Below are 21,857 nucleotides of genomic sequence, written 5' to 3'. Positions count from 1 at the left end.
GTTCTTCGTAATTATTGTTGGTATTATGACGTATGTTCAAGCATATTATTTAACGTGGATGATTCCATAAATAGAAAAAGAAATAACCTTTGCATTTTTCAGATTATCGTGTATGATGGGAAAGTATTGAAAATTAAATCAGTGATAAACTAGGGGTGCCTAACGTATGCGTAGGCTGAGAGAGAAGCGCGTGATCTTCTTAACCCTTTGGACCTGATCTGGCTCGTACCAGCGTAGGGAAGTTAACGGCTTTACATAATGATGTCTTTATGAGCCAGGTCCTTATTTTTTTATGGACCTGGCTCTTTTTATTTTGGCATGCGCTGGCCATATCTCGTCCTTGTCACGAACAGGGGAGGCAACAAAGGTTATGAAACAGTCTGTTTCAGCTGAGCAAATTGAATTGAAATCGAGTTTACCAGGGAGTAAGAAAGTATATGTGGATGGACCACGCGCAGGCATGAAAGTGCCGATGCGTGAGATTGAACAAAGCGAAACGAACGGCATCCCAAATCCTCCAGTCCGTGTGTATGATACGAGCGGTCCTTATACGGATCCGGCGTATAAAGTGGAGCTGGAAAAGGGAATTCCAACGCCGCGTCATTCTTGGATCATGGAGCGCGGGGATGTAGAGGCATATGAAGGGCGCGAGGTGAAACCAGAGGATGATGGTGTGAAAGTGGCTTCGAAACATACACCTGTTTTCCCGCAAATGGATCGCCAGCCGCTTAGAGCGAAGCAAGGTGCAAATGTTACGCAAATGCATTATGCGCGTAATGGCATTATTACGTCTGAGATGGAATACGTTGCAATTCGTGAAGGAGTAGAGCCTGAGTTTGTTCGTAAGGAAATTGCGGAAGGGCGTGCTATTTTACCAGCGAATATTAATCATCCGGAAGCAGAACCGATGATTATCGGGCGTAATTTCCACGTGAAGGTAAATGCAAATATCGGAAACTCTGCTGTATCTTCTTCTATTGCAGAAGAAGTAGAGAAGATGACGTGGGCAACGCGCTGGGGTGCAGATACGATTATGGATTTATCTACAGGTAAAAATATTCATACGACGCGTGAGTGGATTATTCGTAACGCGCCTGTACCAGTTGGAACTGTACCGATCTATCAAGCGCTGGAAAAAGTAAACGGAATTGCAGAAGATTTAACGTGGGAAGTATATCGTGATACGTTAATTGAGCAGGCGGAGCAAGGCGTGGATTACTTTACGATTCATGCTGGTGTATTACTTCGTTACATTCCAATTACTGCAAAGCGTACGACAGGTATCGTTTCGCGTGGTGGTTCGATTATGGCGCAGTGGTGTTTATTCCATCATAAAGAAAACTTCCTATATACTCATTTTGAAGAGATTTGTGAAATTATGAAGCAGTACGATGTTTCGTTTTCTCTTGGAGATGGATTACGTCCAGGGTCTATTGCAGATGCAAATGACGAAGCACAGTTTTCTGAGCTTGAAACACTTGGTGAATTAACCAAAATTGCTTGGAAACATGATGTGCAAGTTATGATCGAAGGACCTGGACACGTACCGATGCACTTAATTAAAGAGAATATGGAGAAAGAGCTTGATATTTGTCAGGGCGCGCCGTTTTACACACTTGGGCCGCTAACGACAGATATTGCACCCGGTTATGACCATATTACATCGGCGATTGGAGCTGCGATGATTGGCTGGTTTGGAACAGCGATGCTTTGTTATGTAACGCCGAAAGAACATTTAGGTTTGCCAAACAAAGATGATGTACGCACGGGTGTTATTACGTACAAAATTGCAGCGCATGCGGCTGATCTTGCGAAAGGACATAAAACGGCTCATCAGCGTGATGATGCACTTTCAAAAGCACGTTTCGAATTCCGTTGGCGCGATCAATTTAATTTATCTTTAGATCCTGAACGTGCGATGGAATATCACGATGAAACGTTGCCTGCAGAAGGGGCAAAGACAGCTCACTTCTGTTCAATGTGTGGACCGAAGTTTTGTAGTATGAGAATTTCACATGATATTCGTGAGTATGCAAAAGAAAATGATTTAGAAACGACAGAAGCAATTGAAAAAGGAATGAAAGAGAAAGCAGAAGAATTTAAAGAAGCTGGTAGTCATTTATATCAATAACATGTTACACCTCTTTACTTGATTGATCACACTGTAGTACCTAACTTTATTATAGAAGAAGCCTCATTTGCTAAGACGGTAGCAAATGGGGCTTCTGTTGTTTATCCCGCTATTTGTGGGCAGTAAGACCCCCACCTCAAAATTCAGCGGAAGCAAAGAAGTTAGGTCGGGGTCGGGCTGCCCGTAAAAGCCCGATTGGTGAAGGCTAATAATCAGTGGGGGATGAACAAAACCCCCACTGATTAAAGTTTCACTTTATAAGGCGAAGAAGAGATGTACCCAGTAGAATAAGAGGAATAGTGTGACGACTGTTGTGAGCGGGATAACGATAAGGGATACACTTAAATAGTCTTTCCATTTTACTTTAATTTTGTTTTGTTTCAGAATATACATCCAAATGAGTGAAGCTAGTGTACCAATTGGTAGTAATAGTGAACCGATGTCACTACCAATGATGTTTGCAAGATAGATTGTTTTTAATGTGACTGGATCTAGTCCCATTTCTGTTAATGTAATTGTACCAATCATAAGGGCAGGATGGTTATTGAAGACGTTAGAGAGGATGGATACAAGTCCGCCCATTGCAAAGCTAGCATAGAGTAGATGCTGATTCACAATTGGCTCGAGCCATTGTACAAGTGCAGCTGTTAATCCTGCGTTGTGGAGTCCGTAAATAATGACGTACATAGAGAAGGCGAAAATTAAAATGTGCCACGGTGTCTTTTTCAAAATGTCGACAGGATTTGTTCGTAAGTAGTACCATCTCCAAATGAGAAGAACGAGTGAACCAAGTACTGCGACGATTTCAATTGGGATGGATAAGAAGGATGCAACGAATAGAAGGCAGCGCATAAGGAAGACGAAACCTAATACTTTTAACATGAATCTTGTCCGTTTTTGTTTCGTATCAACAGAATTATTTCCTTTTAGTGGATGGAAGTTTTTCGTGAAGAAAATTTCTTCAATATCATATGAAGAAACAGGTAATTTTTTCGGAAGTTTTTTCTTCAAAACTGTATACATGAGCCATGACATAAATAATAAGCCTAATGTTGCAGGTACAAACATCATAGCAGTATGCATATAAAGAGTCATATTAACGATATTTAATGCGATTAAATTTACGATATTACTTACACCAATTGGTGCACTAGATGCCGTAGCGATTAAAGCACCACTTAATAAATAAGGAATTTGCTGATGAGGTTTTAATTGAAGATTTTTTAGAAGAAGAATTAAAATTGGAGTTGTAATTAAAATACTACCGTCGTTATTGAATAAAAGAGTCATGAGAAAACATAATAATTGAATATACCAGTATAAGCGGCGTCCAGAACCCTTTGCTAAATTTGCTAGTTTCGCTGCGGACCAATGGAAAAAGCCGAAGCTTTCTAATATAACTGCCATGACGATGGTCGCTAATATTGTTATGGAAGCACCGCCAATTTTACTTATAATATCCATGACGTCTGGTTTTGATACAAGTCCAGTAATTATGATGATACCAGCTCCGATTGCTGCTGGCCACGCCTCATTTAAACCTCGAGGCCGCCAAAAGATAACAATCATCGTTAAGAAGAATACAATAATAGTAATCCATATTTCAATGCTCATATTTTGCCTACCTTTCTATTTTCCCTTGAATAGATGTAGCTTGTCTCAAGGTTATATTGGTAGTATATTCAGCAAAAAATAAGAAGAACTAGACGTATAACGAGATGAAGCGAATATGTGTTTTTCATGCTAAAGGACAAGTGTCACTAGTAGTGAAATAACTATTGTGATAGGAGTCTATTAATTGATTGGGCAGTAAGGTAGTAAATGAGATTTATATAGGTGTAACTGAAAATATATCAGCGATTATTGAAATATATCGGCGTAACTGAAAATATATCAGCGATTTTTAAAATATATCGACTTATCGACAAAACATGACAAAAGGAGCCCATCCCAAAATGCCTTTTGGAACAGACCCCAAGACTATATTATTTTTCCTTCAAAAAAGTACGATCCTTCAAGAATAAATTCCAGAAGAAAATAAATCCTGGTAATAAAATTGCAATCCCAATTGCGTATAGAATGAGCAGTGCATAGAACGTTTCTGTCGTTGTAAAGCTTGTAAATACAGTTACGTCAGGATAAATAATATAAGGTAAATGCGCGACGCCGTAAGCGTAGCTTGCAAATGCATATTGAGCGACGACAGCTAAAACGGCAATACGAGGATACCCTAGTGTATTGTACTTTTTGTTTGTCCACCAAAGGGACGAGTATCCGATAACGAATAAAACAATAGAAACTGTAAACCACGGGAATTGCTTTATTAATCCTTGCATAAGCCAATGTGTTTCAGGATCCATTACAACGAGGGCGATGATCGCTGTAACGAGCGTTGCAGGACCAAGGATGATGGCATTTCTTCTATAAATTCTATACGTATCTTCTGAACTTTGTTCTCTCGCAAAATCAGCAAGAAAGAGAGAGGAGAGAAATAGTTCAGACGTTATTCCGAAGAGCATATAGCAATAGATAACCGGGCTAGAAAGAAGTTTTCCATACAGGAGTACTTCTTTCCCTTCAGACATTGTAATATAGGCTCCCTCTGTAACGGGTAAAACGGTAATTAATAGTGCTGGAATTAAGAGACCAGTAATACCTGAAATAACCCGAAGAAGGTACTGATATTTTGGCAAGGAGTAAGCAAATACCATAAATGTACTACGTACTGCAACGAGCACTAAAATTAACATAACTGGTACGAACATTACTGTCGCAAGAGTAAAGGCTGCTTTCGGAAAGAAGCCGAGAAATGCGACAACGACGAAGACGAGAAACGTATTTGTTACTTCCCAAGTGGGTGATAAGTACCGATTCGCAAGTTTAGCAGCGAGCGTTGGATGTTTTGCGTATACCATGCCCCAAAAACCAGCTCCAAAATCGATGGACCCTAGTATACTGTATACGAAAATAAGGGCCCATAAGATGATGATTGCAATACTTTCCTCATGCATGAGAATCGCCTCCTTGGTGTTGTAAATCATTCTTTAATGGATGTCTTCTAAAGAATGTCCGTAGAACAAAGACTGTTAAAATAGCGAGTCCAATATATAAAATGATGAACAAAATAAATAAAGGACCGACGAAATCAGCGCGTGTAGCTGCATCGACGGTACGTTGCATACCATAAATTGTCCATGGTTGACGACCGCTACAACTGAAAATCCATCCGAATTCAATACCGAGCATCATAATTGGTCCGCATGCGGCAGCTCCCCAAAGTAGCCACTTCGGTAGTTCTGTTCCCTTTTTTCGGTACACGAAATACCAATATAAGAGTGCAATTGCTGCAACTGCAAAGGTAAACGCAGCAGTGCCGACCATTAAGTTGAATAGTGTATGTGTATAAAATGGTGGCCATGTTTCTTGTGGGAATTCCTTTAAACCTTTTACGACAGTGCTAGGGTCTAGTCCCACTAATAAGCTAAGCATGTTTGGAATTTCAAGTGCGTAGTTTAGTTCAAGTGTATTAGGGTCCACAACTCCGCCAATGGATAGCGGTGCGTGTGATGTCGTTTCAAATAAAGCTTCAGCAGATGCAAGTTTTTCAGGTGAGTGTTTATGTAAGGCAATCGCTGATTCATGTCCTGAAAGCCACATCGTAGCGCCTGTAATAAATGTAACGACAAGCCCTAATAGTAGCCCTTTTTTATGATAAGCAATTTCACGTGTACTTAAATTTTTCTTCAATAATTTAAATCCAGCGATAGAAGCAATGACAGCCGCACCAGTTGCATAAGCCGTAATAACAACATGGAATGCACTTGTGCCAAAACTCGGATTAAAGAAAGCTTTCCACGGATCAACGTTAAAAACAGATCCATCTGGATTCATTGAAAATCCTGCTGGTGTATTCATCCATGTATTTGCTGATGTAATAAGCACGGCGGATGCTGTGGCACCAAGCATGACGAAAAATAGCGAGATTAATCTCATAAATGGAGGAAGTTTATCGGCTGCATATACGTAAATCGACATGAATAAAGCTTCCAAAAAGAAGGCGAAAATCTCAATTTGGAAGGGAACAGAGATAACTTGCCCAACAATTTTGGCGAAACCAGGCCAAAGAAGTGAGATTTGCACACCAACAATTGTTCCAGTTGGAATTGCTACACCGAGAAGAATAGCAAACGCCTTTGTCCATCTTTTCGCCATAATGGCATAGTCGGAGTCTTTCTTCCAGTGATAGAGTATTTCGCTTATAAAAATCATCAATGAAAGTCCGACGCCAAGTGTTGCAAAGATAATGTGGAATGCTAATGAAGAACCAAAAAATGCTCTTGCTAATGTTACCGTATCCATATGTAAACTCCTCTTCTTTTTTGCCATTATTTTCTGATTGAATTGGAAGATTTATTCAAAAAAACTACCAAAAATATATATGTATTTAAAAAGTGAATATGATAATATAATGTTGTAATATTTTGAATAGAAAGAAATAAATAGTTGGTCATGTTTTGTTTGTTTTTTGCTCAGGAATCTTTTATAATCTTATATGCGAACATAAGTTCTGTTTTTCAGAATCAAGAAGTTTATGTGAAATGGAGAGGGTGTTTTATGTATCCTGAAGTCATTAAAAAGATGGCATTTTCAAAAGAGCATAGAGATTTATTATTGAAGCTATATAATAAAGAAATTACGCGTCGTGAATATGATCGACTTGTACAATCGCTATATAAACCTTCTAAAGAGGTTTGCGGGGGATAGAAATGGGGGAGACAATCTAATAGATTGTCTTTTTTAAATTTATGTATGTTCTGATAAAATTAAGGTTAGCCTTACTAGGGAGGTGAAAAGATTGCGGAAACGTTTATATATAGGGATTGGAGTTATCTTCTTAATCGCTTTAGGTGGAATTGTATTTTGGTCAGCTTTACAAGGAAACCGTACAGAAAATTTTATTTTAAGACATATGGTGAATGACAATGGAACACTTGCCACGTATCGTTTAGTAGATACTAAGGCAGGTACGGGTGAAGCTAAGGGACGTGAAGCTTTATCAGAATCGGCGGGATTATGGTTACAGTATACACTTGATAAAGATGATCAGGCGTTATTTGATGAGCAAGTAAAGGTTATTCAAGATAATTTCATATATAAGAATCATATCGTTTTATGGAAACTCTCTGAAAAGGGAGAGAGGCAGTCAGCTACAAATGCACTTATAGATGATCTTCGTATTATAGAACAATTATATCGTGCTTATGAAATGTATAAGGAAGAGCGTTATAAAAACCTTGCCGATCAATTAAGTGATGCTGTACTTCGTTATAATAAAAAAGATAATTATTATGTTGATTATTATGATGCAGATGCAGGGAAACAAAATAATTTTGTAACAACATCATACATAAATCCGCGTGCATTCTCCTATATGAAGAAGTACGGCAAAGTTTCTGCTCAGCAATATCAGGAAATCGTTCAATTTTTAGCGGATTATCCAAGGCATGGCTGGGCATTCCCAAAAGAATATAAAGAAGATGGTACATTTACGTACGATAAAGAAGTGAATCTTATTGACCAATCATACGTTGCATATCATCGAAGTTTAGGTGGTCTTTCATCAGCTGCTTATTTGGAATTTATAAAGAAGAGATTCCAGGAGGATGGAAAGCTATACGGTCGTTACAATTTAGAAACGGGAAAACAAACTGTGAATTATGAATCGCCAGCCGCGTATGGACTAACGATTTTGTACGTACTACAAACAGGTGATACAAAGTTTGCGAAGGAATTGTATGATCATATGGCCACATTCCGAAATGACAACGTATTTAGTAGATATTACGGTGGATATGTAACAGGTGAAAATAATAATACGCATATTTTTGATAACGTACTACCACTTTTAGCTGAAATAGAATTAAAAAAGAGTGAACAATAAAAGGTGCCACCATATGAGGGTGGCACCTTTTATTTGTTCATATAATTTTACGTCCTAATATTAGAGAAGTAGTCAATCACGAATTCACGGAATTGCTGAGCTGTTTTTGATAAGTAACGTTTTTTTGACCAACTTAATCCGATGGTTCGCTGACAAGTGGGTTCAATAATACGCAACTTGCTTGATGCTAAAGTAGAGTTTTTTAATAAAGTTAAACTTGGAACAAAAGCGATGCCGAGACCTTGCTTAATGAGGTCGCTAATCACGGTCGGTTCATCTACTTCAAAAGCAATATGCGGAGTGAAACCAGCTTCTTTACAAAATTCATCCGTTAAGTGCCGAAATCCGTAGCCAGTGTTCATACTAATAAACGGTTCGTCTTTTACTTCATGCAGGTGGATATTTTCTCGGCCGGATAAACGGTGGCCTGAAGGGACGACTAAGAAAATTTCTTCTGTAATAAGTGGTTCCCAAACAATCTCCTCACCTTCAATTGGCACAGAGGAGATACAAAAGTCAATTTCTATATTATCTAGTTGTCGTTTCATAGAAGGAGTAGATGCAAGAAATTGTTGAAATCGAACGTTAGGATGTTCTATTAAAAAAGAGCCAAGTAGTTCTGGTAATATTCTCGGAATAGAAACGGCCAGTGTAATAGAGCTTTGTTGTAATTCGGCTAAATCTTTAATTTCTCGTTCCCCTTCACTTAATTCATGAAAAATACGTTCTACCCGTTTTAAAAATACTTTTCCGAAAGAATTTAAAGTAATCTGTCTGCCTTGGCGATCAAATAAAGGGACGCCTAAATCCTTTTCAAGTCTAGCGATTGTTTTGCTGAGTGAAGGTTGCGCGATATGCAATTCTTCAGCTGCCTTCGTCATATGTTCTAGTCGTGCGACTGTCTGAAAGTATTTTAACTGGAGCAGTTCCATTTAGAATCCCCTTTCTATAGACCAAAAGGAATGAATTGATAATTAAAGATGTATTATACAGTATGGAAAGTGACGTGTATAGTAAATCTGTTAAACCATTCGAAGGGTGTTAAATTAGAAGAGGAGTATGTTTCATGAAGGGAATTAAACTTATATTTAAAGATTGGAAAGCGATGTGGCACCATAAACATGGACGTATCGCTTTAATTTTTTTATTAATCGTTCCATTAATTTATTCAGGATTCTTTTTAGCTGGGTATTGGGATCCGTACGGAAAATTAGATAAATTACCTGTTGCAGTTGTGAACTTAGATAAGGGGGCTGCGATGGATGAGAAAACAATTCATGCAGGAGACGATTTTGTAAAAAATTTAAAGGAGAATAAAGAACTGGCTTTTCATTTCGTATCAGAAAAAAATGCTGATGAAGGGTTAAAAGAAGATAAATATTATATGGTTGTTACGATTCCAGAGAATTTCTCTAAAAAGGTAAGTACACTTATGGATGAGAAACCAGAGCCGGCAAAGTTGCAGTACAAAGTAAATCCAGGTAAAAACTTTGTAGCAGCTCAAATTGGAACGACAGCTGTTGAAAATATGAAAACAAAAATCTCAAACAGTATTACGAAATCTTATACAGAAGGTGTCTTTTCAAAGTTTCAAGATTTGGCACAAGGATTGAGTGATGCAAGTAATGGTGCTGGGAAGTTACATGAAGGAACGACCGATGCAAGAAATGGAGCGAATCAGCTTGCGGATGGTATTGATCGTTTAAGTAATGGGACATCGAAATTGAAAGAAGGAAGTGACAAGCTTGCATCCAGTCAATCTGCTTTAACCGGGGGAGCAAATGAGCTGAGTCAAGGAGCGACATCACTTCATAGTGGTATGGAGTTATTAGCACAAGGTGAAAAAACGTTACAATCAGGAGTTAGTGAATTAAGTGCTGGTACAAATGAATGGGTGAGCGGAAGTGAGAAGCTTGCTGAAGGCCAAGTAAAAGCGGATGGTGCGGCTAATAGTATAAAACAACAATTAGAAGAGTACGTGAAAAATCATCCAGAAGTGCAGCAAGATCCCGCTTTTCAAAAAATTGTTGCTACATCTAACGGACTAGCTAACGCAACAAGTACTTTAAATAATAGCCAACAACAATTGACACAAGGTGCGAAGAAGCTTACTGACGGTCAACATAAGATTGAAGAAGGCATAAATACATTCGGAGTTAAGTTAAATGAAGCTACTGCTGGAACGCAAAAGATAGCAGATGGTGCATCGAATTTGGCTGATGGATTTACGAAGTGGGGAAATGGATTTACATCATTGCAAGAAGGTGTAAACCAGCTTGCGAGTGGTGGAACGGAGCTGAATAACGGTGCTGGTAAATTAACAAATGGACTTGTTAAACTTGATGATGGTGCGAAAGAACTTTCTACGAAATTGGGAGAGGGTGCAGAGAAGATAGCGGATGTTCGTAATGATGATGCACGTAATACGATGTTCTCAGAGCCAGTTCAGTTAGTGAAGTCAACAGTTTCTGACGTTCCTAACTACGGTTCAGGCATTGCACCATATTTCTTATCGCTTGCATTTTATGTTGGCGGAATTATGGCATCGAATATTTTACCGCTTGGTCGTAGACAAAATATGAAGGTAAGTGGAACGGTACATTTTATTAATAAACTAGGATTGGTATATTTAATTGGACTTATTCAAGCGCTACTCGTAGATGTAGTTGTGCTAGGTGTTATGAAATTAGAAGTTGCCAGTGTGCCACTCTTTGTTTTATCAAGTATTGTGATTTCCTTTACGTTCATGACATTTATTCTTATGTTAGTAACAGTATTTGGTCTTATTGGAAAGTTCTTAGCAGTAACGCTTCTTGTCTTGCAATTAGCGACGAGTGGGGGGACTTTCCCAGGAGAATTAAACATAGCTGTTCTTAGTAAAATTGGACAATTTCTCCCAATGTCTCATTCTCTTAGAGGATTACAAGATGTTATCTCTTTAGGAGATTGGTCACAATTACAAATGCAAATTTTAATATTGTTATGTTACCTCGTTGTTGCCGGTGGAATTGCTTGGATCACGAGTCATATACAGCATAGAGAAACGAATGCAGAACAAGTTTCTTAAAATGAAATAAGCTATCCGATTTTTTCGGATAGCTTATTTTTTATTTGCGTTCCATTACTGCAAAGTAATTATTTTCATTATCAGCAAAGTTGAATGCTCTACCAGTAGGTAAATCTACAACCTGTCCAACTGTGACATTTTTCTCAGAAAGATCTTTATATAGACGGTCTAAGTCATTTGAGAAGAACATAAGTGAAGGTGTATTTAGGTTTAGTTCAGGTTGCATCTTCGCGATTAACGCTTTATCGTGAAGGACGATGCTTGTTCCTGCTTCTTTCGCCGGTGCAATTTCAATCCAGCGGAATCCGTTTCCGTTATTTTCTTCCGCAATGATTTGGAACCCTACTTTTTCTGTCCAAAATTGTACTGTTTCGTCTTGGTTATTTACATATAGCATAATTTGTCCAACTTGATTGATCATAGGTGTCTCTCGCTTTCTTTTTATATGCGTATCATTATATCAAATATATGGCTTGAATAGTTTTTTATGATTTTTTCGGAATACAACCTTCGTCCATTTCATCTTTGTTGTAGGAGAAGGACCTGTAATCCAAGTATGAAATGGTATTGTGCTACAAATGACCATTGTTGAAATAGAGATAATAGCCGTTAACACAAATAGTAATAGGCTATATAATATAGTATTTTCTTGCAGCGTGAATAAGGAAAGAAGTTTTGTGCATAGTTGCAAGAAGAATAAATGAGCTAAATAAGCACCATACGTGTAATTTCCAATGAAACGTAACGTTTTATATAAGAAACCACGACGCTGTACTATCATAATAGATAACACATACAGTATGATAATTTCGCATACGATATATAAAAACATAGATGGTTTTAAATAGGTAGAAACAGTTAAATGAATAGAGTTTGCTCCGTAAAAACTAAATAACTCATAATTGATGAATAAAAATAAGATGAAAAATAATATTGTTATAAGCGGGATATGTTTCATGACGAATAGCCGCCAAGTTTTTAGTGCTACAGCGGCAATGCCGCCCATAACGAAATAGAATGAGTAGAATAGAAATGATCGATCTGTATAATGTAAAATTGTTGAACTTGTTAATTTTTCTCCATTAAAAATATAGTGAGAAGAGAACCACATTAATAGAAAATATAGGCAAGCGAAAAAGGTCATATATTTATATATGTCTTTTTTATTTTCTGTTCGTTTTTGAAACCAATAAAAAAGTGTGCATAGTAAAGGGAACAATAAGTGAATTTGGAACATCATAATAACGTACCAAAGATGGGGCGCGGCTGTTCCGAGTAATAAACTTTTTATTCCACTTTGTAACGTAATAAGATCATTTGTTGTTAATAAGTAAAGAATAGACCAAAAGAAATAAGGAATGAGTAAGTGTGTCGCTTTTTCAGAAATATATTCTTTATATACTAATTGCTTCGTATAGTGACGAATTAAGTGAAATCCAACGATAAATATGAATGCTGGTGCTGAGAATTTTGCAAGATTAAATAGCATGCCCATAATGAGGGATTGCTCAAGTAAGACATTTCCTTGATTCATTGTATATAATAAGGAACTTTGCAAAACGACAGCGAGAAATGCAATGCTTTGCAAAACTTTAAATTCTGGTGCGCTTTGTGTCATCGTGTCCATCTCCTTTTCCATACATGATTATAGTACGGAGAATGGATAATGGATGTGGAATATTTGTGAAGATTTTAACAAATTTGTGGCGAGAGGAAATATCAACTTATCAACAAATAACGACAAAAAGAGGATGCTCGTTTAGAGCATCCTCTTTCTAGCTATTAAGCAAATTTGTTTTTGATCCAATTCTTACCTTCTACAAGGCGAGCTGTCATTACCGCACAAGCGTTATCTGCTGTTACGTTTAACATCGTTGCAGGTGGATCAATGATTGTACTAATTGCTGCGATAATTGGCAGTGCTTCTGGCGGGAAACCGTATAGAGATACGATTAACATTTCACCGATCATACCACCGCCTGGAATAGCACCCATTACTGTTCCTACTAATAGAGAAACAACAAGTGCGATTGCTAATGTTTTCGGTCCTTCGAATTCCATGTTGAAAATACCGAATAAGAAAGCAATTTTTAATACGCCACCTAAAACAGAGCCGTCTTTATGAAGTGTAGAACCAAGAAGGACAACTGTTTCACGAACGTCTGAAGAAATACCCATTTTCTTCGTTGCTTCTAAGTTCGCTGGAATACTTGCGGCACTACTACAAGTTGCAAGTGATGTAACTGTAGGAGAGACCATGTTCTTCCAAAATACTTGTACACCTTGTTTGCGACCTGCAAGGTATGCATAGAACGTGAAGAATACAAAGAAGTAGATAAGAGAAGCTGGATAGTATACCATTGCTGCTCGGAAGTAAGTTCCAAGAAGTTGTGGTCCGAATTCACCAACTAATGCTGCGAAGTAAGCAGCAAGTCCGATTGGAGCGTAGTACATAATGAAAGATACAACCTTCATTGAAATCTCTGCACCAGCTTGTAGGAATGTAGCGAATGGCTTTCCTTTTTCGCCAACGGCTGAAGTTGCAATCCCCATTAAGATAGAGAAGAAAATAAGAGCTAACATATTTTCACGAGATAGTAACTTCGAGAAGTCAGATACTGTTAAAATACCGACGATTTGATCTGCAACACTAACAGCTTTGCCGGCTTTGTCAGGTTGTGTTAGTTCTAGTACAACACCTTGTGCTGGCGGGAATACTTTCACGACAATAATCATAAAAATAGCAGCTAAAATACTTGTAAATAAGAAAGTCCCAGCCATACTAGACATAATTTTACCGAAACGTTTTAATCCATCCATATTAGCAATAGACGATGCGATGCTAAAGAACACTAGAGGTACAACAATCGTAAACATTAAGTTTAAGAAAATATCACCAAGCGGCTTTAAAGCAACTGCATCGGCACCCATGAAATAACCAATGAAACCACCAATTAGGATAGAAGATAATAAAATAAGTGGAAAGCGATATGCCTTCATAAATATATCCTCCTATCAATTAAAAAAATCATACTGAATCATTATAGCGAGTTAGAGTCCTCTTTACTAGGAGAATACGGATAAATGGAATAGCGTGAAAACCAAGAAATTTTTGTTTTTAAGCTCGGCATACAGCAGGAAATCTAGACATATATATTTGTAACCTAGTGGTGGCAAGGGATGCACCATAACTTAGGTTTAGAAAAAGGGGGAGGGAAGCGGAATGAATATTTTACTTTGCTGTGCAGCGGGAATGTCTTCCAGTTTGATTGTTACAAAGATGGAGAAAGCAGCAGAGGCAAGAGGGATAGAAGTGAAAATCTGGGCAGTATCAGGTTCTGAAGTGAATAGTCATATTGATAAAGCTGATGTACTTTTACTTGGACCGCAAGTACGTTATTTATTACCGAAAATGAAAGAATTATGTAAGGATAAAGGGATACCTGTTGATGTTATTCAATCCGTCCATTACGGACTTTGTAATGGGGAAGCTATCTTGCAAGCAGCTTTGTCAATGAAACCATGAGGAGAGTGGGATAGATGATACGGTTTTTAGAGAAGTACGTGATGCCGGTAGCAGGGAAGGTTGCAGAGCAGAGGCATTTGCAAGCAATTCGAGATGGAATTATTTTAACGATGCCTTTCTTAATTATTGGATCGTTTTTCCTCATTATTAGTGCACTGCCGATACCTGGATATAACGAGTTTATGGCAGGTTTGTTTGGTGAGAATTGGCAGAGAGCTTTAGGGTATCCAGTTAGTGCAACTTTTAATATAATGGCTTTAATAGCTGTTTTTGGAATCGCTTACAGACTTGGAGAGTATTATAAAGTAGATGCTTTAGCATCCGGGGCATTGTCGCTTGTGGCGTTTTTACTTGCGACTCCATTTCAAGTTGCATATATTATACCAAGTACAAAAGAAAGTGTACTTGTAGAAGGCGCTATCCCAGCTGCATTAATGGGAAGCCAAGGGTTATTTGTAGCAATGATTATTGCACTTATATCTACTGAACTTTATCGGTTTATTGTACAAAAAAAGATAATTATAAAGATGCCAGAGACAGTTCCACCAGCTGTCACGCGTTCATTTGCCGCACTTGTTCCAGGATTTATTGTTGTAACAGTTATTTGGATTTTACGCTTAATTATAGAAAATACTTCTTTTGGCAGTATCCATAATATCGTAGGACAAATTTTACAGGAACCACTTAGTGTACTTGGTGCTAGTCTTTGGGGCGCAATAATAGCAGTTATTCTCGTTCATGTTCTTTGGTCGTGTGGAATTCATGGTGCTACTATTGTTGGTGGTGTAATGAGCCCCGTTTGGTTGTCGTTAATGGATCAAAACCGAGTTGCTTTTCAAGCTGGGCAAGATGTACCAAATACAATTACGGCACAGTTTTTTGACTTATGGATTTATATGGGCGGTTCTGGTGCAACGCTTGCTCTAGTTGTCGGAATGTTACTATTTGCACGAAGTCAACAATTAAAAAGTTTAGGGAGATTGTCAATTGCACCTGGTATATTTAATATTAATGAGATGGTAACTTTTGGTATGCCGATTGTAATGAACCCACTTTTACTAATTCCATTTATATTAGTTCCAGTTGTGTTAACAATTGTTTCTTACTTTGCAATGGAATGGGGATGGGTCGCACGTCCGAGTGGGGCCGCTGTACCTTGGACGACACCTATTCTTTTTAGTGGATATTTAGGATCGGGCGGGAAAATTTCAGGTGTTATTTTGCAACTTGTTAACTTTGCGCTAGCATTCTTCATTTATTTACCGTTCTTAAAAATATGGGATAAACAAAAACTGGCGGAAGAAAAGGGGGAGTAAAGAACTAAAATGGATACGATAGAGACGAAAGCTTTTCATTTAATCTTGCATGGGGGAAACGCGAGAAGTTGTTCAATGGAAGCAATTGATTGTGCGAAGCGTGGGGAGTTTACAGAAGCTGAAGCTAAATTACAAGAAGCACTAGAGGAATTAAAAGAGGCGCACCGTGTACAAACGGAGCTTATCCAGAAAGAAGCTGGTGGTGAAAAGACCGAAGTTACTCTTTTAATGGTACACGCACAAGACCATTTAATGAATGCAATTACGGTGAAAGAATTAGCGAGTGAGTTTGTAGAGTTATATAGGAAGATGTCGGTGGATGAATGAACCTTGCTTATGCAAGGTTTTTTTATCTAGAATTAACGGGCAGTAAAACTCCCACTAATTAAAATTTCATTTTATGTATGTGCCTGTACCATCAGTGGAATGTTCATCCCACTGATGGTATTTTACAATCCTCCTTTTTTCGGATGAGTAAGAGTTATAATTAATCGGCAGTAACAATTTCTCCTATACCACGAATTAATCTTTTTATATGCATCCGTTCCGGTTTTAATATATTTACGATATAATCAATCGCTATTTGTGGTTCAACGGTTGTACCGCAAGTATAACAGTCAATAGCTGCAAAATTTTGTTCCGGGTAAGTGTGAATGGAAAGATGGCTTTCTGATAATAGCACTAATACAGTAACACCATATGGCTGGAACTCTTTTTTACTTACGTTTAAAACATGGGCACCAGAGTAATCTGCAGCTGTAACTAGATGATATTCTAAAAAGTGCATATCATCTAATAGGGAAAAGTCCACTCCCCACAAATCTACTATTATATGCTTGCCAAAGGTAGAGTATTCCATAGGGCAGCACTCCTTACTATTAATATCGTCAAAACTTCATTTCCTGTTTGTAGCATTGATGTAAGATAAGATTTGATTCTGAATTTAAAAGAGCGAGGTTACGTTGTTCTAGATGTTCTTCTTTAAATTGGAATAAAGGAAAAAGAAGAGAAGGCAATGTTCGAGGATTTGGTACAACATATAATTGTTCAATTTGATCGAGTACATGTGCAGAATTAGTAGCAAGATGAAATCCCCAGTCAGTTCCGAAAGAAGGAACGATTGTATGATAGCTTTTTACAGTTAATCCAGCGTGTTCAATTGTATTACCGATACTCCAATATACTAGAGGTGCATCAGCAGGTGAATTAGATTGACAGACGAAAGCACCATCTTCTGTTAAGAATGTAGCTATACGAGCAAATAGTTCGCTTGTATATAAAGTACTTAACAACTCTGTCGCTGGGTCTGGAAAATCAATAATGATTACATCGTATAAAGATGAAGGTGAATTTAGAAATTCTTTTGCATCGCATACGTGCACGTTCACGCGATTATCAAAAAAAGCATTTTTGTTTAAAGATACTATTTCTGGAACATTACGTGCCATATTAATCATTGCCTCGTCTAAATCAACAAGGTCTACATGTAGCACAGTTTCATATTTCAAAACTTCTCGTAAGGCAAGACCATCGCCACCACCTAATATGAGAACACGTTTTGGATCGATTACTTTTGACATAATTGGATGTACAAGTGCTTCATGATAAATTTGCTCATCAACGGAACTAAATTGTAGTTGCTTGTCCAAGTATAAGCGAACATCGTTTACTTGGACTAAATTAATATTTTGATAATTACTCTTTTCTTCAAATAGGTTCGTATGTTCACCAGCTTGTATTTCCTTTAGAGAAATTTCATCCCACACATCTAAGCTGTGTGAATCTGTAGGTACTATAATTACATTTTCCGATTGTACTTGCTTATCTTGCTTATTCTGCTCATCCTGTTTGTCCTGTTTGTCCTGTTTGTCTTGTGTATCATGCTTGTCCTGCTGTTCTAGTTCAAATTTGTCAGAGTCTAATTCAGAACGCTTGTCCTTTTTATAGCTTGTTATTCTATAAATCTTTATTTTGCTTTGTTTTCTATGTTTTGGCATAGGAATCCCCTTTCGAATTGTGTTATTTTATTCTATTTTATTTTATGTAATTTAGTAGAGTGTGCTTGGACAATAGAATAGATAGAAGACTGAGCTCAAGAAAATGTTGTTTTTTACTAGATTTCTACGATAAAAAAATTTTTTTAGTGTTTTTTCATATTAAACATAACTAGACAACTAAACACTAATCTATTTTCATACAGTTATGTGTTAAAAGCGTGTTGTTTTATAACACACTGTGTGTTTTTTGGACGACACACTAATTGAAAGCGTTAACACACAAAGAAAATGCTCGAAAAAGCACTGATTTTAGTGGTTTTAAAAAGTTGGCACGCTAATTGCATTAATAAATAGCGTAAAGAAAAATAAATAAACATAAATTTTTTATACTACACAAGGGGGATTTTCAAATGAATATTTTATTATGTTGCTCAGCAGGGATGTCTACAAGTTTACTAGTTACAAAAATGGAAGCGGCTGCAAAAGCTCGCGGTTTAGAAGGCAAGATTTGGGCTGTATCTGGGGATGCAGTAAAAACGAATATCGATCAAGCAGATGTATTATTACTAGGACCACAAGTTCGTTACATGCTCTCTTCAATGAAAACGCTTGCTGACGAGAGAAACGTTGGAATCGACGTTATCAATCCAATGCACTACGGCATGATGAATGGGGAAGCAGTTTTAGATCACGCATTAACACTTAAAAAATAATTAGGGGGGAAGCGAAATGCAAAAGTTTATTGCATTTATGGAGAAATATATTGTTCCTGTCGCTGGTAAAATCGGATCGCAACGTCACTTAGCTGCAATCCGTGACGGATTTATTGCAGTTATGCCACTTATTTTAGTTGGTGCACTGGCATCACTAATTAATGGTTTTCCGTCTGAAGCTTTCCAAGATTTCATGAAAGGTATGTTTGGTGAAACGTGGAAACAAGTCGGCGGTGGAATGTGGACTGGTTCTTTCGCGATTCTAGCACTAATCATAGCATTTACAACAAGTTATAACTTAGCAAAATCTTACGGCGTTGATGGTTTGTCAGCAGGTATTATTTCATTTGGTGCGTTAATTATTCTTACGCCAACAACACCGAAAGAAGGCGGATTGAACTTAGCTTGGACAGGTGCACAAGGGTTATTTGTAGCAATTATCGTGGCACTCCTTGTTACTGAAGTATTCCGTTTCTTTGTACAAAGAAACATTACTTTTAAAATGCCTGATGGAGTACCACCAGCAGTTTTAAGATCTTTCGCAGCTATAGTTCCAGCATTTGTTATCTTAACAGTAGTTGCAGGTATTCAATTAGCAGTGAAATTAGCTGGTACAAGTGTTCATGAATTTATCTTTAATACGATTCAATCACCACTACAAAGTTTAGCAGGGACATTACCAAGTGCAATTGTCATTGTACTCCTTGTTCATCTTCTTTGGTTCTTCGGCTTACATGGTCCAAATATCGTTGGTGGTATTATTGAGCCATTATACTTACCGGCATTAGAGAAAAACATGAAGTTATTCCAAGGTGGTACATCTGCATTTGATGTTCCAAACATTATTACAAAACCATTCTTTGATACTTTCGTATATCTTGGTGGTTCTGGTGCAACATTAGCATTCTTGGTAGTGGTATTACTTGTAGCAAAAAGTGCACAGTTACGCGGTGTATCTCGCTTATCGATTGGACCAGGTGCATTCAATATTAATGAACCGGTAATATTTGGTACACCAATTATTTTAAATCCAGTTTTATTCTTACCGTTTATCATAACACCAATTGTATTAGTAATCACTTCTTATACAGCTATATCTATTGGCTGGGTACCAAAAACAGTTGCGATGATCCCATGGGCAACACCACCAATTATTAGTGGTTATCTTGTAACAGGTGGACATCTTTCAGGTGCAATTCTACAGTTATTCAACTTTGTAATTGCGATGGTAATCTATTATCCATTCGTTGTATTATGTGACCGTTCAGTTGTTCGTACTGAAAAAGAAGCAGCGCAAGGAAACAACAACTCTGTACCTATGTAACATAGAGATTGTTCTCGCAGACAACGGTGTCTGTGAGAACAATCACCTTTATATCATGTTCAAAAAGATGAAACACATCTGCAAGAACACCAAACTATCATTAATAAATTAAAACTTTAATAGAGATGTTCAAACTGAAGGGGTATTTAAATCGGTTGAACCTTATAGAGAGGGCGGTAATTATGATGACTACAGCAGAACAAATTCCATTCCAATTGATTTTAAATAGTGGTAACGCACGAAGCTTTGCGATGGAGGCACTTCAATTTGCCAAACAGGGGAAAATGGCAGAAGCAGATGAAGCGATGGTAAAGGCGAAAGAAGCGATTAATGAAGCGCATCATTTCCAAACAGAGCTCATACAATCAGAAGCAAGAGGAGAAAAAACAGAGATTAGTGTTCTTTTAATTCACGCACAAGACCATTTAATGAATGCGATTACAGTGAAAGAATTAGCAGCAGAGTTTATCGATCTTTATAAAAAGCTTGAAGCGAAAGGGGAATAAAGCATGACTGGAATTAAAATTGCTACAATCGGCGGTGGATCTAGTTATACACCAGAGTTAATTGAAGGATTTATTAAGCGTTATGATGAGCTTCCTGTTCGTGAAATTTGGTTAGTAGATATTGAGGCAGGAAAAGAAAAGTTAGAAATCGTTGGTAACTTAGCGAAACGTATGGTGAAAAAATCAGGCTTACCAATCGAGGTACATTTAACACTTGATCGCCGTGAAGCATTAAAAGATGCTGACTTCGTAACAACACAACTTCGCGTTGGTTTATTAGAAGCACGTGCAAAAGATGAAGCAATTCCGTTAAAGTATGATGTAATCGGTCAGGAAACGAATGGTCCTGGTGGTTTATTCAAAGCGTTGAGAACGATTCCTGTTATTTTAGATATTTGTAAGGATATGGAGGAGCTCTGTCCGAATGCATGGTTAATTAACTTTGCAAATCCAGCTGGTATGGTAACAGAGGCTGTCCTTCGTTATACAAATATTCAAAGAGTAGTTGGTCTATGTAACGTTCCAATCGGAATTCGTATGGGTCTTGCAAGATTACTGGAAGTAGATGCGAGTCGTGTTCACGTTGATTTCGCAGGTTTAAATCATATGGTATACGGACTAGACGTATATTTAGATGGCGTGAGTGTAATGGACCGCGTGTTAGAGCTTGTAACAGATCCAGAAAAGCAAATTACGATGGAAAATATCGCAGCGCTTAACTGGGAACCAGACTTTATTCGCGGACTTCGTGCAATTCCATGTCCATACCATCGTTACTACTACAAAACACGTGAAATGTTAGAAGAAGAGAAAGAAGCTTCTGTTGAAAAAGGTACACGTGCAGAAGTAGTAAAACAATTAGAAAATGATTTATTTGAGTTATATAAAGACCCGAACTTAGATATTAAACCACCACAATTAGAAAAACGTGGCGGAGCTTATTATAGTGATGCAGCATGTAGCTTAATTACGTCTATTTACAATAATAAAGGTGATATCCAGCCTGTTAATACACGAAACAACGGAACAATTGCAAGCTTACCACATGATTCAGCTGTTGAAGTGAACTGTATTATTACGAAAGAAGGCCCAAAACCAATTGCAGTTGGAGACCTTCCAGTACCAGTTCGCGGTTTAGTACAACAAATTAAATCATTCGAGCGCACAACAATTGAAGCTGCTGTTACAGGGGATTATCATAAGGCGCTGCTTGCTATGACAATCAATCCACTTGTACCATCAGATAAAGTTGCAAAACAAATTTTAGATGAAATGTTGGAAGCACATAAAGAGTATCTTCCACAGTTCTTTAAAAAGGTAGAGAAGTAAAAGCGGC

Annotated in this window: 20 protein-coding genes and 1 riboswitch; of the genes, 11 read left to right on the top strand and 9 right to left on the bottom strand. The window is 37.6% G+C overall.

The features are described from left to right. Positions 1 to 141: 141 nt before the first annotated feature. A riboswitch (TPP riboswitch) is annotated at positions 142 to 257 on the top strand. A gap of 113 nt (positions 258 to 370) precedes the next feature. Beyond that, positions 371 to 2,131 carry a phosphomethylpyrimidine synthase ThiC gene (gene thiC / locus BUA87_RS14095; protein ID WP_000814450.1) on the top strand — a complete coding sequence of 587 codons (1,761 nt, stop codon included), beginning with the start codon at positions 371 to 373 and terminating at the stop codon, positions 2,129 to 2,131. A gap of 255 nt (positions 2,132 to 2,386) precedes the next feature. Here the strand turns inward: thiC and BUA87_RS14090 are convergent, their stop codons facing one another. The 3 genes from BUA87_RS14090 to cydA form a co-directional block, all read right to left on the bottom strand. Then, on the bottom strand, positions 2,387 to 3,745 hold the full coding sequence (locus tag BUA87_RS14090) for an arsenic transporter (RefSeq protein WP_000021123.1): 1,359 nt from the start codon (positions 3,743 to 3,745) through the stop codon (positions 2,387 to 2,389). Between the two features lie 371 nt (positions 3,746 to 4,116). Then, a complete protein-coding gene (locus tag BUA87_RS14085; protein ID WP_000544183.1) occupies positions 4,117 to 5,142 on the bottom strand; it encodes a cytochrome d ubiquinol oxidase subunit II in 1,026 nt (341 codons plus the stop codon). Further along, positions 5,135 to 6,490, bottom strand: coding sequence for a cytochrome ubiquinol oxidase subunit I (gene cydA, locus BUA87_RS14080; RefSeq protein ID WP_000381975.1), 1,356 nt, complete (start codon positions 6,488 to 6,490; stop codon positions 5,135 to 5,137). The genes BUA87_RS14085 and cydA overlap by 8 nt, the downstream gene beginning before the upstream one ends. Positions 6,491 to 6,745: 255 nt before the next feature. Here cydA and BUA87_RS31365 point away from each other — a divergent pair, with 255 nt between their 5' ends. Beyond that, on the top strand, positions 6,746 to 6,895 hold the full coding sequence (locus BUA87_RS31365; protein ID WP_000283180.1) for a hypothetical protein: 150 nt from the start codon (positions 6,746 to 6,748) through the stop codon (positions 6,893 to 6,895). A gap of 91 nt (positions 6,896 to 6,986) precedes the next feature. Further along, complete coding sequence (locus BUA87_RS14075; protein ID WP_072940027.1) at positions 6,987 to 8,072, top strand: transcriptional regulator; 1,086 nt, start codon at positions 6,987 to 6,989, stop codon at positions 8,070 to 8,072. 47 nt (positions 8,073 to 8,119) lie between these two features. On the opposite strand, the gene BUA87_RS14070 is transcribed toward BUA87_RS14075, so the two are convergent. Further along, positions 8,120 to 9,004, bottom strand: coding sequence for a LysR family transcriptional regulator (locus tag BUA87_RS14070; protein WP_000421923.1), 885 nt, complete (start codon positions 9,002 to 9,004; stop codon positions 8,120 to 8,122). Between the two features lie 134 nt (positions 9,005 to 9,138). Between BUA87_RS14070 and BUA87_RS14065 the strand changes: the two genes are divergently transcribed. Continuing rightward, the gene (locus tag BUA87_RS14065) at positions 9,139 to 11,139 is read left to right on the top strand and encodes a YhgE/Pip domain-containing protein (protein ID WP_072940024.1); all 2,001 of its coding nucleotides are present in this window, start codon (positions 9,139 to 9,141) and stop codon (positions 11,137 to 11,139) included. Between the two features lie 40 nt (positions 11,140 to 11,179). Here BUA87_RS14065 and BUA87_RS14060 read toward each other — a convergent pair whose 3' ends face one another. The 3 genes from BUA87_RS14060 to BUA87_RS14050 all read right to left on the bottom strand — a co-directional run bounded on the left by BUA87_RS14060 (position 11,180) and on the right by BUA87_RS14050 (position 14,139). Beyond that, positions 11,180 to 11,560, bottom strand: coding sequence for a VOC family protein (locus BUA87_RS14060; protein WP_000610162.1), 381 nt, complete (start codon positions 11,558 to 11,560; stop codon positions 11,180 to 11,182). Between the two features lie 39 nt (positions 11,561 to 11,599). After that, the gene (locus tag BUA87_RS14055) at positions 11,600 to 12,757 is read right to left on the bottom strand and encodes an acyltransferase (RefSeq protein ID WP_065229570.1); all 1,158 of its coding nucleotides are present in this window, start codon (positions 12,755 to 12,757) and stop codon (positions 11,600 to 11,602) included. Positions 12,758 to 12,921: 164 nt separating this feature from the next. Continuing rightward, positions 12,922 to 14,139 (bottom strand): dicarboxylate/amino acid:cation symporter, encoded by a 1,218-nt coding sequence (locus BUA87_RS14050; protein ID WP_000649376.1) that lies wholly within the window; start codon positions 14,137 to 14,139, stop codon positions 12,922 to 12,924. Between the two features lie 223 nt (positions 14,140 to 14,362). Between BUA87_RS14050 and BUA87_RS14045 the strand changes: the two genes are divergently transcribed. From BUA87_RS14045 to BUA87_RS14035, 3 genes are read left to right on the top strand one after another with little or no spacing between them, the layout of a single operon-like run. Then, positions 14,363 to 14,665, top strand: coding sequence for a PTS sugar transporter subunit IIB (locus BUA87_RS14045; protein WP_001023543.1), 303 nt, complete (start codon positions 14,363 to 14,365; stop codon positions 14,663 to 14,665). A gap of 14 nt (positions 14,666 to 14,679) precedes the next feature. Further along, complete coding sequence (celB, locus tag BUA87_RS14040; RefSeq protein WP_072940021.1) at positions 14,680 to 15,981, top strand: PTS cellobiose transporter subunit IIC; 1,302 nt, start codon at positions 14,680 to 14,682, stop codon at positions 15,979 to 15,981. A gap of 9 nt (positions 15,982 to 15,990) precedes the next feature. Beyond that, positions 15,991 to 16,308 carry a PTS sugar transporter subunit IIA gene (locus tag BUA87_RS14035; RefSeq protein ID WP_000379645.1) on the top strand — a complete coding sequence of 106 codons (318 nt, stop codon included), beginning with the start codon at positions 15,991 to 15,993 and terminating at the stop codon, positions 16,306 to 16,308. A gap of 160 nt (positions 16,309 to 16,468) precedes the next feature. Here the strand turns inward: BUA87_RS14035 and speD are convergent, their stop codons facing one another. Both speD and BUA87_RS14025 read right to left on the bottom strand, forming a co-directional pair. Next, positions 16,469 to 16,840: an adenosylmethionine decarboxylase gene (speD, locus tag BUA87_RS14030; protein ID WP_000456821.1), complete on the bottom strand. Its 372-nt coding sequence runs from the start codon at positions 16,838 to 16,840 to the stop codon at positions 16,469 to 16,471. Between the two features lie 28 nt (positions 16,841 to 16,868). Then, positions 16,869 to 17,978: a polyamine aminopropyltransferase gene (locus tag BUA87_RS14025; RefSeq protein WP_072940018.1), complete on the bottom strand. Its 1,110-nt coding sequence runs from the start codon at positions 17,976 to 17,978 to the stop codon at positions 16,869 to 16,871. A gap of 410 nt (positions 17,979 to 18,388) precedes the next feature. Here BUA87_RS14025 and BUA87_RS14020 point away from each other — a divergent pair, with 410 nt between their 5' ends. The 4 genes from BUA87_RS14020 (at position 18,389) to celF (ending at position 21,850) form a co-directional block, all read left to right on the top strand. Further along, complete coding sequence (locus BUA87_RS14020) at positions 18,389 to 18,691, top strand: PTS sugar transporter subunit IIB (RefSeq protein WP_001023569.1); 303 nt, start codon at positions 18,389 to 18,391, stop codon at positions 18,689 to 18,691. A 16-nt stretch (positions 18,692 to 18,707) separates the two neighbouring features. Beyond that, positions 18,708 to 20,015, top strand: a complete 1,308-nt coding sequence (gene celB / locus BUA87_RS14015) for a PTS cellobiose transporter subunit IIC (protein WP_065229567.1) — start codon at positions 18,708 to 18,710, stop codon at positions 20,013 to 20,015. A 182-nt stretch (positions 20,016 to 20,197) separates the two neighbouring features. Next, positions 20,198 to 20,521: a PTS lactose/cellobiose transporter subunit IIA gene (locus tag BUA87_RS14010; protein WP_000989050.1), complete on the top strand. Its 324-nt coding sequence runs from the start codon at positions 20,198 to 20,200 to the stop codon at positions 20,519 to 20,521. A 3-nt stretch (positions 20,522 to 20,524) separates the two neighbouring features. Further along, on the top strand, positions 20,525 to 21,850 hold the full coding sequence (gene celF / locus BUA87_RS14005) for a 6-phospho-beta-glucosidase (RefSeq protein WP_000145762.1): 1,326 nt from the start codon (positions 20,525 to 20,527) through the stop codon (positions 21,848 to 21,850). Positions 21,851 to 21,857: the final 7 nt, after the last annotated feature.

Source organism: Bacillus sp. bc15 (genome assembly GCF_900142585.1).
Taxonomy (GTDB): Bacteria; Bacillota; Bacilli; order Bacillales; family Bacillaceae_G; genus Bacillus_A; species Bacillus_A cereus.
This window is presented reverse-complemented; position numbering and strand designations above follow the sequence as displayed.